This is a genomic window from Streptomyces sp. NPDC091272, from assembly GCF_044757485.1.
Classification (GTDB): Bacteria; Actinomycetota; Actinomycetes; order Streptomycetales; family Streptomycetaceae; genus Streptomyces.
On sequence record NZ_JBIVVC010000018.1, the window covers coordinates 53422 to 69599 of the forward strand.

11 protein-coding genes are annotated in these 16178 nt (G+C 73.6%); all 11 read left to right on the top strand.

Annotated features, from left to right (window positions below; all coding sequences use genetic code 11):
• Positions 1 to 63 precede the first annotated feature (63 nt).
• Positions 64 to 1761, top strand: coding sequence for an FAD-dependent oxidoreductase (locus ACIQM4_RS33150; protein ID WP_401599069.1), 1698 nt, complete (start codon positions 64 to 66; stop codon positions 1759 to 1761).
• Positions 1758 to 2747 carry an aromatase/cyclase gene (locus tag ACIQM4_RS33155; protein WP_401599070.1) on the top strand — a complete coding sequence of 330 codons (990 nt, stop codon included), beginning with the start codon at positions 1758 to 1760 and terminating at the stop codon, positions 2745 to 2747. Before ACIQM4_RS33150 ends, ACIQM4_RS33155 begins: the two co-directional genes overlap by 4 nt.
• 178 nt (positions 2748 to 2925) lie before the next feature.
• Positions 2926 to 4194 carry a beta-ketoacyl-[acyl-carrier-protein] synthase family protein gene (locus ACIQM4_RS33160; RefSeq protein WP_401599071.1) on the top strand — a complete coding sequence of 423 codons (1269 nt, stop codon included), beginning with the start codon at positions 2926 to 2928 and terminating at the stop codon, positions 4192 to 4194.
• Positions 4191 to 5441, top strand: a complete 1251-nt coding sequence (locus tag ACIQM4_RS33165) for a beta-ketoacyl synthase N-terminal-like domain-containing protein (protein WP_401599073.1) — start codon at positions 4191 to 4193, stop codon at positions 5439 to 5441. Before ACIQM4_RS33160 ends, ACIQM4_RS33165 begins: the two co-directional genes overlap by 4 nt.
• 85 nt (positions 5442 to 5526) lie before the next feature.
• Complete coding sequence (locus ACIQM4_RS33170; RefSeq protein WP_401599075.1) at positions 5527 to 5802, top strand: acyl carrier protein; 276 nt, start codon at positions 5527 to 5529, stop codon at positions 5800 to 5802.
• Between the two features lie 146 nt (positions 5803 to 5948).
• On the top strand, positions 5949 to 6929 hold the full coding sequence (locus ACIQM4_RS33175; protein ID WP_401599077.1) for an SRPBCC family protein: 981 nt from the start codon (positions 5949 to 5951) through the stop codon (positions 6927 to 6929).
• Positions 6930 to 7019: 90 nt separating this feature from the next.
• Positions 7020 to 9029, top strand: a complete 2010-nt coding sequence (locus tag ACIQM4_RS33180) for a condensation domain-containing protein (RefSeq protein WP_401599079.1) — start codon at positions 7020 to 7022, stop codon at positions 9027 to 9029.
• Between the two features lie 128 nt (positions 9030 to 9157).
• Positions 9158 to 10381: a methionine adenosyltransferase gene (gene metK / locus ACIQM4_RS33185; protein ID WP_401599081.1), complete on the top strand. Its 1224-nt coding sequence runs from the start codon at positions 9158 to 9160 to the stop codon at positions 10379 to 10381.
• A 143-nt stretch (positions 10382 to 10524) separates the two neighbouring features.
• Positions 10525 to 11526, top strand: coding sequence for a carbohydrate kinase family protein (locus tag ACIQM4_RS33190; RefSeq protein WP_401599083.1), 1002 nt, complete (start codon positions 10525 to 10527; stop codon positions 11524 to 11526).
• A gap of 47 nt (positions 11527 to 11573) precedes the next feature.
• The gene (gene metH / locus ACIQM4_RS33195) at positions 11574 to 15068 is read left to right on the top strand and encodes a methionine synthase (protein ID WP_401599188.1); all 3495 of its coding nucleotides are present in this window, start codon (positions 11574 to 11576) and stop codon (positions 15066 to 15068) included.
• Positions 15069 to 15221: 153 nt separating this feature from the next.
• Positions 15222 to 16175 (top strand): methylenetetrahydrofolate reductase [NAD(P)H], encoded by a 954-nt coding sequence (metF, locus tag ACIQM4_RS33200; protein WP_401599190.1) that lies wholly within the window; start codon positions 15222 to 15224, stop codon positions 16173 to 16175.
• Positions 16176 to 16178: the final 3 nt, after the last annotated feature.

Sequence of the window (16178 nt, forward strand, 5' to 3'; positions counted from 1 at the left end):
CCGGCCCCCCGCACCATCCGCCGCACGACCCGCCCCGCCACGACCCCGGCAAGAGGAGACCCCATGGCGACCTTCCCCGACAACCCGGTCCTCGTCGTCGGCGCGGGACCCGTCGGCCTGACCGCCGCACACGAACTGGCCCGCAGGGGAGTGAGCGTCCGGCTCGTCGACGCAGCCCTTGGCCCCGCCCGCACCAGCCGTGCGGTGGCCGTCCACCCCCGCACCCTGGAGACCTTCGACCAGATGGGCGTGGCAGGGCCGGTGCTCGCGGCCGGGCGGCACAACAAGGCGTTCACGATGTACTCGGCGGGACGGCGCCTGGTGCGGCTGCAGGCCGACTACGCGGCGATGCCCACCCGCTTCCCGTACACCGTCGTCATCGAGCAGACCCGTACCGAGGAACTGCTGCGCGAGGCCTGCGCGGCGCTCGGGGTACGGCCCGAGTGGGGGGTGCGGCTCACCGGACTCGACCAGGACGAGGACGGCGTACGGGCCCAACTGACGCACCCGGACGGCAAGTTGGAGGATTTCCGGACACCGTGGCTGGTCGGTTGCGACGGCGGGCACTCCACCGTGCGCGGGCAGCTCGGTCTGCCACTGCTCGGCGAGTCCAGCGAGACCTGGCAGCTGGCCGACGCGCCCGTGGCCATGGACCTGCCGCCCGACACCATCTACTGGGCCCACGCGGACGGGCACGCCCTGATGATGGTGCCCTACCTGCGCGAGGGGTACTGGCGGCTGCTCGACACCGCCCCGGGCCCCGGGGCCGCCGCCGAGACGCCCACCGAGGCCGCCGCCCGGTTCTCCGCGAAGCTCAGCGCAGGACTCGGCCGTACGGTGCGGGTCGGCGAGCCGTCGTGGACGTCCGTCTTCACCTTCCAGCAGCGCATGGTGCCGAACATGAGCGAGGGCCGCGTCTTCGTGGCGGGCGACGCGGCGCACGTGCACAGCCCCGCCTCGGGCCAGGGCATGAACACCGGGATCCAGGAGGCCTACAACCTCGCCTGGAAGCTCGCCATGGTCGCCCGCGGCCAGGCCGGGCGCCCCCTGCTCGCCACGTACAGTCAGGAGCGGGTGCCGGTGGGCCGGGCGCTGCTCGGCTCCACCCGCAAGGCCACCTTCCTGGTGCAGTTCAAGAACACCCTCGCACCGGTGATGCTGCCGGTCGTCTTCTCCGTCGTACGGAAGGTCCCCGCGCTGCGCGGGAAGATCCAGCGCAAGGTGCTCGGCGGCATGTCGGGGCTGCTGCGGCACTACGCCGGGTCCCCGCTGACCACCCCGGGCGGCAGGCTGCGGCCGGCCGCCGGGTCGCGCGCCGCCGCGGTGGCGGCGGGGCTGCCCGCGGGACCGGCGGCCGAGGCGCTGTACGCCGAACTCCGCGACGTGCGCTGGACCTTGCTGTACGCACCGGACGGCGGCCGGGCGAGCACGACGGCGGCCGACGTGGCCGCGGGAGCGGGGGAGTGGCTTTCGGTACGGGCCGTGGGCGGCGGAGCTCCGGGGGACGGCGGCGGCGTGCCGCTGACCGACCCGGGCGGGCTGCTGCGGGAGGCCCTCGGGTTCGCGGCGGGCGGTGGCGGCTGGGCGCTGGTGCGGCCCGACGGGTATCTGGCGGCGGGCGGCGACCGGCTGACGGCGCGGCGCCTGCGCGAGGCACTGTCCGTGCTGGGTCCTGTGGTCCTCCAGCGTTCCTCCGCCACCTCTCCAGCGGTCTCGGACACGGTCGTGAGCACCACCCGAGTCTTGGAGGGATCGCGATGACCACGACGACGGCACCGGTCACCGCTGCCGCCGGCCCGGCGGCGGCAGGACGTGTCCACCGCACCGTCCACACCACGGACGTCGACGCCCCGGCGGGCGCGGTCTACGGGCTGATCGCGGACGCCACCGGCTGGCCGCTGTTCTTCGGCCCGAACGTCCACGTGGAGCGGCTCGCCTCCGACGGCACCGACGAGCACCTGGCGATGTGGGCCACCGCGGGCGGCCGGGTGTCGCACTGGACCTCGCACCGCCGGCTGGACGCCGCCGCCCGGCGGGTCGCGTTCCGCCAGGAGGTGCCCGCGCCGCCGCTCGCCGCGATGTCCGGCGCCTGGGTGGTCGAACCGCGCGGCGCCGAGCGCGCCAGACTGACCCTGCTGCACGACTTCTCGGTCCCCGGTGACCGGGCCGAGGACGTGGCCTGGGTGGAGCGGGCCACCGACACCAACAGCCGCGCGGAGCTGGCCAACATCGCCCGGCTCGGCGAACGCTGGGCGCGCCTGGACGAACTGGTGCTGTCCTTCGAGGACTCCGTGCACGTGGCCGCCCCCGCCGAGCCGGTCTACGGCTTTCTGCAGCGGGTCGCCGACTGGCAGCGGCTGCTGCCGCACGTCTCGCGGCTGGAGGTGGACGAGGACGGTCCGGTGCAGGTCATGACGATGGACACCCTGACCGCCGACGGCGCCTCGCACACCACCGAGTCGGTACGGGTCTGCCTCCCGGAGTCCGGGCGCATCGTCTACAAGCAGACCCGCACCCCCGCCCTGATGGAGGCGCACACCGGCTGCTGGACGGTGACCGGTGACGCGCACGGCACCACCGTCACCTCGCGGCACAGCGTGATCCTGCGCGAGGAGAACATCACCGCCGTCCTCGGCGAGGAGGCCACCCTCTCCTCGGCCCGTACGTACGTCCGCGAGGCTCTGGGCCGCAACAGCACCGCGACGCTGAACCACGCCAAGCGGTACGCGCAGAGCCTGACGCACTGAACCGCGGCCGGCCCGCGGCGGAGCAGTCCGTACCCGGCCCGCGGCGGAGCAGGCCGCACCAGGACCGCCGCGGAGCGGGCCGCACCAGGCGCGGCTCCAGCCGCGCTCCAGTACCGCCGCAGCCCCGTCGGCGACGCTCGACGGAGGTACCACGACACCAACCGCTGGGGGCACGACGATGAGACGCGCGGTCATCACGGGCATCGGGGTCGTCGCCCCCGGCAGGCCCGGCACCAAGGAGTTCTGGTCCCTGCTCACCTCCGGACGCACCGCCACCCGCACCCTCACCCTCCTGGACCCCGCGCCGTACCGCTCACAGGTCGCGGCCGAGGCCGACTTCGACCCGCTGGAGCAGGGGCTCGGCCAGGCGGACGTGCAACGCCTGGACAGGGCGGCCCAGTTCGCGGTCGTCAGTGCGCGCGAGGCGCTCGCCGACAGCGGGCTCACCGCCCTGGGTGACCCCGGCAGGTGCGGGGTCACCCTGGGCAGCGCACTGGGCTGCACCACCTCCCTGGACCACGGGTACGACCGGGTCAGCGACCGGGGACAGCGCCTGCTGGTCGACCACACCAGGGCCCCCGAGCACCTCCACGACTACTTCGTGCCGTCCTCGATGGCGGCCGAGGTGGCCCGTACCGCGGGCGTGGGAGGTCCGGTGTCGCTGGTGTCCACGGGCTGCACCTCGGGCCTGGACGCGATCGGGCACGCCGTCGAGCTGATCCGCGAGGGCAGCGCGGACGTGATGGTGACCGGCGCGGCCGAGGCGCCGATCTCCCCGATCAGCCTGGCCTGCTTCGACGCCATCAGGGCCACCACCGCGCGCAACGACACCCCGGCCACCGCGTCCCGCCCCTTCGACCGGACCCGCAACGGCTTCGTGCTCGGTGAGGGCGCGGCCGTGCTGGTCGTCGAGGAGCTGGAGCACGCACGGCGGCGCGGCGCCCACGCGTACGCGGAGATCTCCGGGTTCGCCTCGCGCAGCAACGCGTACCACATGACCGGGCTGCGGGCCGACGGCGCGGAGATGGCCGAGGCCGTCCGCTGCGCCCTCGACGAGGCCCGGCTGGACCCCGGCGCGGTGGACTACGTCAACGCGCACGGCTCGGGGACCAAGCAGAACGACCGGCACGAGACCGAGGCGTTCAAGCTGAGCCTGGGCGGGCGCGCGTACGAGGTGCCGGTCAGCTCGATCAAGTCGATGATCGGGCACTCCCTGGGCGCGGTCGGCGCGCTGGAGGTCGCCGCGTGCGCGCTCACCATCGAGCACGGGGTGGTGCCGCCGACGGCGAACCTGCACGAGAGCGACCCGGCCTGCGACCTCGACTACACCCCGCTCACCGCCCGCGAGCAGCGCACCGACACCGTGCTCACCGTCGGCAGCGGCTTCGGCGGGTTCCAGAGCGCGATGATCCTGAACCGCCCGCGCCTGAGGGGAGCAGCCGCATGACCGCCACCACCAGCACCCCCGCCGCAAGCGTCGAGGCGCCGCCGACCACCGCCGTCTTCACGGGCATCGGCGTCGCCGCCCCCGGCGGGCTCGGCGCCGGCACCTGGTGGGCGTCCGTGCTGCGCGGGCAGAGCGGCATCGGTCCGGTCACCCGCTTCGACGCCTCGCCCTACCCGGTGCGGCTGGCCGGGGAGGTGCCAGGCTTCGTCGACGAGGACCATGTCTCCAGCCGGCTGCTGCCGCAGACCGACCGGGTCACCCGGCTGTCGCTGGCCGCCGCCCAGGAGGCCCTGGACCACGCAGGTGTCGACCTCGCGGCGCTGCCCCCGTACGCGGCGGGAGTCGTCACCTCGAACTCGGCGGGCGGCTTCGAGTTCGGCCAGCGCGAACTGCAGGCGCTGTGGAGCCGGGGGCCCCAGCACGTCAGCGCGTACCAGTCCTTCGCCTGGTTCTACGCCGTCAACAGCGGCCAGATCTCCATCAAGCACGGCCTGCGCGGCGCGTCGGGCGTGGTGGTCTCCGAGCAGGCGGGCGGCCTCGACGCGGTCGCGCACGCCCGCCGCCAGATCCGCAAGGGTGCCCGGCTGGTGGTGACCGGCGGTCTCGACTCGGCGCTGTGCCCGTGGGGCTGGGCCGCCTACCTCGCCGGTGGCGGCATGAGCACCTGCGAGGATCCCGCGCGCGCCTACCGGCCGTTCGCCGAGGACGCCTGCGGCCATGTGGTGGGGGAGGGCGGGGCGCTGCTCGTGCTGGAGGACGCGGCCGCCGCCGCCGAGCGGGGCGCCCGGGTGTACGGGAGCCTGGCCGGGCACTCGGCCACCTTCGACGCCTCGCCCGAGCGGTCGGGACTCGCCGACGCGGCGGCGCTGGCGCTCGCCGACGCCGGGTGCGTACCGGCGGACGTCGACCTCGTGCTCGCGGACGGCGCGGGGGAGCGCGACGCCGACCGGGCGGAGGCCGAGGCCATCGCCGCCCTCTTCGGGCCGTACGGGGTGCCCGTCACGGCGCCCAAGAGCATGGCCGGGCGGCTGGCGGCGGGCGGCGCCGCACTGGACCTGGCGGCTGCCCTGCTCGCCCTGCGCGACCAGGTCATCCCGCCGACCACCGGCACCGAACGCCCGGCCGCCGACTGCCCGGTGGACCTCGTCACCGGCACCCCCCGTACGGGTGTGGAGCTGCGCACCGTCCTGGTGCTGGCCCGGGGCCGGGGCGGCTTCAACTCGGCGGCCGTCGTACGGGCCCCCTGACGGCACGCGCACGCGCAGGACGTACGACGCAAGACGCAAGACGCAAGACGCAAGACGGACGACAGACGACGGAAAGGTACGGCCCATGGAGCGGGAGCCGATGCAACTGGCGGACCTGGTAAGGCTGTTGCGCGAGTGCGCGGGCCAGGAGGAGGGGATCGACCTCGACGGGGAGATCCTCGACACCGAGTTCGGGGACCTCGGCTACGACTCGCTGGCCATGCTGGAGACCACCGGCCGGGTCGAGCGCGACTACGCCCTGGTGCTCGACGAGGAGGAACTCGACGAGGCCTACACGCCCCGCCGCTACCTCGCCCTGGTCAACCAGGCGCTCTCCGCGGCTCGTTCCGCGGTGCTGTAGGACCCGCCCGGTCATGGTGCGCGGGGCGGCCAGGGCGAGCACGGCGGACCCGGACATGGTCCGCGGGGCGGGTTCAAGCGCATCTCCACCTCCTCTCCGGCGGCATTGGGCACATTCGTTGTCCAAGGTCGAGAAGGGTGGAGCCGATGTCAGGTGAGCCGATGCCAGGCGAGCGGGTACTTCGCACGGCGTACACGGTGGAGGTGCAGGCGCCCGCCGCGGTGGTGTACGGGCTGATCTCGGACACCACCCGGTGGCCGCTCGTCATGCCGCCCACCGTGCACGTGGAACGGCTCGACCTGGACGGGGAGCTGGACCGCTTCCAGATGTGGGTCACGGCCAACGGCGAGGTGAAGTCCTGGTTCTCCCGGCGGACCATGGACCCCGTCGCGCGCCGTATCTCCTTCCGGCACGAGACCCCGGCCGCACCCGCCCTGGCCATGGGCGGGCGGTGGAGCGTGGACGAACTGGGCGGGGGCCGGTGCAGGCTCACCCTCGACCACGACTTCACGGTGGCCGCAGGGCTGCCCGACGACGAGGCCTGGCTGCGGCTCGCCACCGACACCAACAGCCGGGCCGAGCTCGACCGCGTCAAGGCGGCGGCCGAGAACGCGGACCGGGACGCCGAACTCCTCCTCACCTTCGAGGACGAGCTCACCGTCAAGGCCCCGCCGGAGCTCCTGCACGACTTCCTGTACCGGATCGGGGACTGGCCGGCCGTCGTCCCGCACGTGGCCGAGGTGGAGCTGAGCGAACTGTCGCCCGGCGTGCAGCGGGTGCGCGTGGAGAGCCTGGTCGCCGAAGGGGCGGTGCGCACCACCGAGAGCACCGAGGCCGTACGGCTGTGCTTCCCGGCCGCCTACCGGATCGTCGAGAAGGCGACCGTGCCGTCGCGGCTGTGCGCCGAGCACGTCACGGAGTGGTCGCTGACGCCGGGCACGCGGGACGTGACGGCCGTCTGCCGGCACAGCGTCCTGCTGCGCGAGGAGGCCGTCACCGAGGTCCTGGGGGCCGGAACCACCCTTGCGCAGGCCCGCAGTCACGTACGCGAGACGCTCGGGCGCCGGAGCAGGGCCACGCTCGCCCTCGCCGCCCGGCACGCCGAATCCGCCGTCCGGCCGCTCTGAACGGCCGCCCCGAGCCCCCGTCCCGGACGCCGGAGCCCCGGCCCGGGTGTGCACCGACCGACCCCTGACCGGGGAGGAGGAAGGAAACCGATGGCCTCGTCGGAGCAGCCACGCCCACGCCCCGCGCGCAGCGGCGGGCCGCAGGGCCGCGGCCCGCTGCACGTGCCCGCCTCCCCCTCCCAGCAGGACCTGCTGCTCGACGCGCTGGTGCGCCCTGGGGCCGGTGTCCATGTCGAGCAGCTGGCGGTGCGCTGGCGCGGGCCGCTGGACGTACCGCGCTTCGTCGCCGCGTGGCAGGCGCTCTACGACGGGGACGCGGTCCTGCGCACCGGGCTCGCCCCGCCCACCGGGGCGCCGCCCGCGCTGACCGTCCACCCCCGGGTGGTCCCGCGGATCGCCTACCACGGTGCGGACAGCGGGGCCGACTGGCCGACCCTGGTACGGAACGAGCGGCTGCGGGAGTTCGACCTGCGCCGGGCCGGACAGCTGCGGGTGACGCTGCTCGCGGGCCCGGGCGCGCCGGGTGCGGCGGACCTGGCCCGGGTCACCCGGCTGCTGTTCACCTACCACCACGCCTTCCTCGACGGGCGCAGCATGCGCGCCCTGCTGCGCTCCTTCCTGCGTGCGTACGCAGCGGGCGGCCGGCCTCTCGGCGGCGCGCGCCGACCGGACGTGCGGGACCACGCGAAGTGGCTGTCGCGGCAGGACGCGGTGGCCGCCCGGGAGTTCTGGATGCGGTACGCCGCCGCGCCGCGGGACACCGTCACGCTGCCCGCCCTGCCGTCGGTCCCGCTGCCCGGCACACCCGGCGGGGCGCGGGAGCGGCAGGGGCACGAGTGGTTCCGCGAGCGGCTCACCCCGGCGGAGGCGGCGCGGCTGCGGACCTGGGCGGCCGGGCAGGGGGCCGCCGAGTCGACCGCGCTCCAGGCGGTGTGGGCGCTGCTGCTGTACCGGGCGGCCGGAGCGCCGCCGCACACGCGGGACCCGGTGTCCGTGGCGTTCAAGGTGGCCGTCTCCGGCCGGGGCGTCGGTCTGCCGGGCGCAGAGCTGCTCTCCGGGCCGCTGCGCGGCTGCCACCCGCTGCACGTGCGGCTGACGTCCGGGCTGCCGGTGGCGCGGCTGCTGGACACGCTGGGCGCGCGTGCGCTGGAGCGGGCGGCGTACGAATGGGTCTCCGGCGGGCAGATCGAGCGCTGGACGGCCGCCGGGGGACCGGCCCCCGACGGCGCGGCGCCGGACTCCCGCGGGGCGCCGGATTCCCGAGGGGCGCCCCGCGGCGCCGACGGCCGGTCCGCCGGGCCGCGCGCCGAGTCGCTCGTCGTCTTCGAACCGCCGCCGACCGTCGGCCTCGTGGCCGCGCCCGGCAGCGGCCCGTACGGGACCACGTCCGCCGCGTCCGCGGTCTCCGCCGCCGCACTGGCGAACGAACTCGCGGCGCAGGGCGTACGGGTGGACGAGCCGGAGGTCCTCGTGGCGCCCTCCGCGCTGCCCCTCACCCTGGTCGCCCGGCACGACACCGCGGGCGGACTCGTGCTGACCTGCGTGCACGACCGCGCCCGGTTCCCGGACGCCGAGGCGGCCTCGCTCCTCGCGCAGACCGCGCGGCTGCTGCGGGCGCTGTCCGACGGGCGCGGCGCGCTCGACGTGTCCGGCGCGCTGGACCTGCTGGACGGGTTTCCCGTACCGCACGCGAACCCGCAACTTCCCTTGTCTGTACGGGAGTTGCGACCGGCTGCGCGGCCGGGGGCGGGCACCGTCTGGGTGCTGCCCGCGGCGGGCTCCCCGGCCGGGTGCTACGACCCGCTCCCCGGCCTCTACGAGGGGCCGCAGGCGCTGGCCGTACTGCCCGCGGGCGTGGGCCTGGATCAGTGCCTGGAGGCGTTGCGTCCCGGGCTGGCCCGGCAGGAGCCGGTGTTCCTCGGCGGGTTCTCCGGCACGGGCGACCTCGCCCGGCAGGCCGCCGCCCGGGTCGCCGCGCACGGCTGGCGCCCGCCGCCGGTCGCGACCGGCGGCGGCCCCGAGGGCGGCGCCGAGCCGCTGCGGGTGCTGGCCCGCGCCCTGGAGAGCACGGTGGCGGCGGCCGGAACGGACGCCGCATGACACCGACGAGCGGTACAGGGCCGCCCCCGCAGGACGCCGCCGAGCGCCGTACGACACCTCGGACCGCACCACCCCCGCACCACCCCGCCCCGTCAGACCCTCCCTCAGCCGAACCCATCAGGAGTGACATGTCCCGCCGTCTGTTCACCTCGGAGTCCGTGACCGAGGGCCACCCCGACAAGATCGCCGACCAGATCAGCGACACCATCCTCGACGCGCTCCTCACCGAGGACCCCGCCTCCCGCGTCGCCGTCGAGACGATGATCACGACCGGCCTGGTGCACATCGCGGGAGAGGTGACCACGAAGGCGTACGCCCCGATCGCCGCCCTGGTCCGCGAGAAGGTCCTGGAGATCGGCTACGACTCGTCGGCCAAGGGCTTCGACGGCGCCTCGTGCGGCGTCTCCCTGTCCATCGGCGCGCAGTCCCCGGACATCGCGCAGGGCGTCGACACCGCGTACGAGAAGCGCGTCGAGGGCTCCGCCGACGGTGCCGCAGGGGACGAGCTCGACAAGCAGGGCGCGGGCGACCAGGGCCTGATGTTCGGCTACGCCTGCGACGAGACCCCCGAGCTGATGCCGCTGCCGATCCACCTCGCGCACCGGCTCTCGCACCGCCTCACCGAGGTCCGCAAGGACGGCACCGTGCCCTACCTGCGTCCCGACGGCAAGACCCAGGTCACCATCGAGTACGACGGCGACAAGGCAGTCCGCCTCGACACCGTGGTCGTCTCCTCGCAGCACGCGGCCGACATCGACCTGGACGGGCTGCTCGCCCCCGACATCCGGGAACACGTCGTCGAGCACGTCCTGCACCAGCTCGCCGCCGACGGCATCAAGCTCGACACCGAGGGCTACCGCCTCCTGGTCAACCCGACCGGGCGTTTCGAGATCGGCGGCCCGATGGGTGACGCGGGTCTGACCGGCCGCAAGATCATCATCGACACGTACGGCGGCATGGCCCGGCACGGCGGCGGCGCCTTCTCGGGCAAGGACCCCTCCAAGGTGGACCGCTCCGCCGCGTACGCGATGCGCTGGGTCGCCAAGAACGTCGTCGCCGCGGGCCTCGCCACCCGCTGCGAGGTCCAGGTCGCGTACGCGATCGGCAAGGCCGAGCCGGTCGGTCTCTTCGTCGAGACCTTCGGCACCGCCACCGTCGACACCGACCGCATAGAGCACGCCATCGCCGAGGTCTTCGACCTCCGCCCGGCCGCCATCATCCGCGACCTCGACCTGCTGCGCCCGATCTACGCCCAGACGGCCGCCTACGGCCACTTCGGCCGCGAGCTCCCCGACTTCACCTGGGAGCGCACCGACCGGGCCGAGGCGCTCAAGGCCGCAGCCGCGGGCTGAGCGCCCGCACGTACCGCCGCGCCACCCCGCAGACACCGGCGCGGCCCTCGGTGCGTACCTCCGCACCTGTCCTCACGTAACTCCGCAGATCCGTCCCGACACAGGCCGGGCCCGGCCCAGAAACCAGTCCGCAGGAGACCCAAGTGCGCATAGCGGTGACAGGATCCGTCGCCACGGATCACCTCATGGCCTTTCCGGGCCGGTTCGTCGACCAGCTGCTCCCCGACCAGCTGGCACACCTCTCGCTGTCCTTCCTCGTCGACACCCTGGAGGTGCGGCGGGGAGGGGTGGCGGCCAACATCGCCTACGGACTCGGCGAGCTGGGGCTCAGCCCCCTGCTCGCCGGGGCCGTCGGCGCCGACTTCGCCGAGTACGAGGTCTGGCTCAAGGAGCACGGCGTGGACACCGCGGGTGTGCACGTCTCGGGGGCCCACCAGACCGCCCGTTTCATGTGCATGACCGACCAGGACTCCAACCAGATCGCCTCCTTCTACGCGGGCGCCATGGCGGAGGCCGCAGCGATCGACCTGTGCGAACTCGCGCTCAGCTGCGGCCCGTTGGACCTGGTACTGATCTCGCCCAACGATCCGGGCGCCATGCTCCGGCACACCGGCCAGTGCCGGGAGCTGGGCATCCCGTTCGCCGCCGACCCCTCCCAGCAGCTCGCCCGGCTCGACCGCGAGGAGGTGCGCGCCCTCGTCGAGGGGGCGCGCTGGCTGTTCACCAACGAGTACGAGTCCGCCCTGCTGCGCGAGCGCACCGGGTGGAGCGCGGACGAGGTGCTCGCCCGGGTCGGCACCTGGGTGACCACCCTCGGGGCGCAGGGCGTACGCATCGAACGCAAGGAGGGCGCGGAGACCACCACCGTCACCGTCGGCGCCGTCCCCGACGTCCCCGCCGAGGACCCGACCGGGGTCGGCGACGCCTTCCGGGCCGGCTTCCTCGCCGCGGTGAGCAAGGGCGCGGCCCTGGAACCGGCCGCCCAGCTGGGCTGTGCGATGGCCGCGTTGGCGCTCACGGCGGTGGGCTCCCAGTCGTACGAGGCCGGTCCCGGCGTTCTGCTCGCCACCGTCGAGGCGGCCTACGGCGCCGGCGCGGCGGAGCAGCTGGCGGCCGTGCTGGAGACCAGGGGAGACCGGTCGTGAGCACCGCCGACAGCCGCACCCGCCGGGCCGGGGGCCACACCGACGCCCTGTCCGCCGCGCGGGCCCGCGCCGACGCGCTCCGCGAGGCGTTCGCCACCCGGGTCGTCGTCGCCGACGGCGCCATGGGGACGATGCTGCAGGCGCAGGACCCCACCCTGGAGGACTTCCAGCAGCTGGAGGGCTGCAACGAGATCCTCAACGTGACCCGCCCCGACATCGTGCGCTCCGTGCACCAGGAGTACTTCGCGGCGGGCGTGGACTGCGTCGAGACGAACACCTTCGGCACCAACCACGCCGCCCTCGCCGAGTACGAGATCGTCGAGCGGAACTTCGAGCTCGCCGAGGCCGGTGCCCGGATCGCCCGCGAGGTCGCCGACGAGTTCACCGCGGCCACTGGCCGCCAGCGCTGGGTGCTCGGCTCGATGGGCCCGGGTACGAAACTGCCCACCCTCGGGCACATCGACTACGCGACCCTCCGCGACGCCTACCAGACCAACGCGGAGGGCCTGCTCGCCGGCGGCGCCGACGCGCTCCTCGTGGAGACCACCCAGGACCTGTTGCAGACCAAGTCCTCCCTGGTCGGCGCCCGCCGGGCGATGGAGGCGGCCGGTCTGCGGGTCCCGCTGATCTGCTCGGTGACGGTCGAGACGACGGGCACCATGCTGCTCGGCTCCGAGATCGGTGCGGCGCTGACCTCGCTGGAGCCGCTGGGCATCGACATGATCGGGCTGAACTGCGCGACCGGCCCCGCCGAGATGACCGAGCACCTGCGCCACCTGGCCCGGCACGCCAGGATCCAGCTGTCCTGCATGCCCAACGCGGGCCTGCCGGTCCTCACCAAGGACGGCGCGCACTACCCGCTGTCCGCCGCCGAGCTGGCGGACGCGCAGGAGCAGTTCGTACGGGACTACGGCCTCTCGCTGGTCGGCGGCTGCTGCGGCACGACACCCGAGCACCTGCGTCAAGTGGTTGAGCGCGTACGGGAGTTGACCCCGTCCGTGCGGAGGCCGAGCCCGGAGGCGGGGGCGTCCTCGCTGTACCAGGCGGTGCCGTTCCGCCAGGACACCTCGTACCTGGCGATCGGGGAGCGTACGAACGCCAACGGGTCGAAGAAGTTCCGCGAGGCCATGCTGGAGGCCCGCTGGGACGACTGCGTGGAGATGGTCCGCGACCAGATCCGCGAGGGCGCCCACATGGTGGACCTGTGTGTGGACTACGTGGGCCGCGACGGCGTCGCCGACATGAAGGAACTCGCCGGGCGCTTCGCCACCGCCTCCACTCTGCCGGTCGTGCTGGACTCCACCGAACTGCCCGTGTTGCAGGCCGGGTTGGAGAAACTCGGCGGGCGCACGGTCATCAACTCGGTCAACTACGAGGACGGCGACGGCCCCGAGTCCCGCTTCGCCAAGGTCACCGCCCTCGCCCAGGAGCACGGCTCCGCGCTCATCGCGCTGACCATCGACGAGGAGGGCCAGGCCCGCACCGTCGAGCACAAGGTGGCCATCGCGGAGCGCCTGATCGACGACCTCACCGGCAACTGGGGCATCCACGAGTCGGACATCCTCGTCGACGTCCTGACCTTCACCATCTGCACAGGCCAGGAGGAGTCCCGGGGGGACGGCGTCGCCACCATCGGCGCGATCCGCGAGCTCAAGAGGCGCCACCCCGACGTCCAGACCACCCTGGGCCTGTCCAACATCTCCTTCGGCCTCAACCCGGCCGCCCGGGTGCTGCTGAACTCGGTCTTCCTCGACGAATGCGTCAAGGCGGGCCTGGACTCCGCGATCGTGCACGCCTCGAAGATCCTGCCGATCGCCCGCTTCGACGACGAGCAGGTGCGTACCGCACTCGACCTGATCCACGACCGCCGCGCGGAGGGCTACGACCCGCTGCAGAAGCTGATGGCACTCTTCGAGGGCGTCAACACCAAGTCCCTGAAGGCGGGCCGGGCCGAGGAGCTGATGGCGCTCCCGCTGGACGAGCGGCTGCAGCGCCGCATCATCGACGGCGAGAAGAACGGGCTCGAAGCCGATCTCGACGAGGCGCTGACCGCCCGCCCTGCCCTGGACATCGTCAACGACACCCTGCTGGAAGGCATGAAGGTGGTCGGTGAGCTGTTCGGCTCCGGCCAGATGCAGCTGCCGTTCGTGCTCCAGTCCGCCGAAGTCATGAAGACGGCCGTGGCCCATCTCGAACCGCACATGGAGAAGTCGGACGCCGACGGCAAGGGCACCATCGTGCTGGCCACCGTCCGCGGCGACGTCCACGACATCGGCAAGAACCTCGTCGACATCATCCTCTCCAACAACGGCTACAACGTGATCAACATCGGCATCAAGCAGCCCGTCTCCGCGATCCTCGAAGCGGCCACGGAGCACAGGGCCGACGTCATCGGCATGTCCGGTCTGCTGGTGAAGTCCACGGTGATCATGAAGGAGAACCTGGAGGAGCTCAACCAGCGCAAGATGGCCGCCGACTACCCGGTCATCCTCGGTGGCGCCGCGCTGACCAGGGCGTACGTGGAACAGGACCTGCACGAGATCTACGAGGGCGAGGTGCGCTACGCCCGCGACGCCTTCGAGGGCCTACGCCTGATGGACGCGCTGATGGGCGTCAAGCGCGGGGTGCCCGGCGTCGAACTCCCGCCCCTGAAACAGCGCCGGGTGCGCGCCGCCGCCGTGGCCCCGCCCGTCGAGGAGCTCCCCGATGAGAAGGGGGCGGCCCGCTCCGACACCGCCACCGACAACCCCGTACCCACGCCGCCCTTCTGGGGCACCCGCGTCGTCAAGGGCATCCAGCTCAAGGAGTACGCCTCCTGGCTCGACGAGGCCGCCCTCTTCAAGGGGCAGTGGGGCCTCAAGCAGGCCCGTGCGGGCGGAGCGACCTACGAGGAACTGGTGGAGAGCGAGGGCAGGCCCCGGCTGCGCGGGCTCCTGGACAAGCTGCACACCGAGAACCTGCTGGAGGCGGCCGTCGTGCACGGCTACTTCCCCTGCGTCTCCAAGGGCGACGACCTGATCCTGCTGGACGAGCAGGGCCTGGAGCGCACCCGGTTCACCTTCCCCCGCCAACGCGGCGGCCGCCGGCTGTGCCTCGCGGACTTCTTCCGTCCCGAGGAGACCGGCGAGGTGGACGTGGTCGGCCTCCAGGTCGTCACCGTCGGCTCGCGGATCGGCGAGGAGACCGCCAAGCTCTTCGAGGCCAACGCTTACCGCGACTACCTCGAACTGCACGGCCTGTCCGTCCAGTTGGCGGAGGCCCTGGCCGAGTACTGGCACGCACGGGTCCGCTCCGAGCTCGGCTTCGCCGGCGAGGACCCCGCCGACGTCGAGGACATGTTCGCGCTCAAGTACCGCGGCGCGCGCTTCTCGCTCGGCTACGGCGCCTGCCCGAACCTGGAGGACCGCGCCAAGATCGCCGACCTGCTCGGGCCGGAACGGATCGGCGTGCACCTCTCGGAGGAGTTCCAGCTCCACCCGGAGCAGTCCACCGACGCGATCGTCATCCACCACCCCGCGGCCACGTACTTCAACGCCCGCTGAGCCACGGCCCGACACGGGCCCCGGACCCGAGGCCCCCGACCCGAGGCCCCCGACCCGCGGCCCCGGACCCGCGGCCCGCCGACACCGGAAGGAACGATCCCCTTGACAGCTGTCTTCGCCGAACGCGCGGCCCCGGCCGCGGCGCCGGGAGCCCTGCCGAACCCACGCCCCACCGTGCGCGAGGTGCTGGCCGACGGGCGGCGCTCGTACTCCTTCGAGTTCTTCCCGCCGAAGACGCCGGCGGGCGAGCGGACGCTGTGGAACGCGATCCGCCGCATCGAGGCGTACGCGCCCTCCTTCGTCTCCGTCACCTACGGGGCGGGGGGATCGTCGCGGGACCGCACCGTGGAGGTCACCAAGCGGATCGCGACCGAGACGACCCTGCGCCCGGTCGCGCACCTCACCGCGGTCGGGCACACCCGCGCCGAGCTGCGCCAGATCATCGGCCAGTACGCCGACGCGGGCATCCGGGACGTCCTCGCGCTGCGCGGCGACCCGCCGGGCGACCCGCGCGGCGCCTGGACCCCGCACCCGGACGGATTCACGCACGCCCACGAACTGGTCAGCATGATCCGGCAGTTGGGTGACTTCAGCGTGGGGGTGGCGGCGTTCCCCGAGCGGCACCCGCGCTCTTTGGGCTGGACCGACGACATCCGGCACTTCGCCGCCAAGTGCAGGGCGGGGGCCGACTACGCGATCACGCAGATGTTCTTCCACGTGGAGGACTACCTGCGGCTGCGCGACCGGCTCATGTCGGTGGGCTGTCTGACGCCGGTCATCCCCGAGATCATGCCCGCGACCGACTTCCGCCAGATCCGGCGCTTCTCCGAGCTGAGCGACGCCCGCTTCCCCGACGCCCTCGCGCAGCGGCTGGAGGCGGCGCGCGACAACCCGGCCGACGGACACCGGATCGGCGTCGAGTACGCCACCGCCATGTCGCAGCGCCTCCTCGCCGAGGGAGCGCCGGGACTGCACTACATCACCCTCAACAAGTCCACCGCGACGCTGGAGATCCACCAGAACCTCGGCCTGGCCCCCAGGGCCAGGACCCGTACCCCGTCCCGTACCCCGCACCAGCCATCCCTCACGAACAACACCACGGAGTAGCCC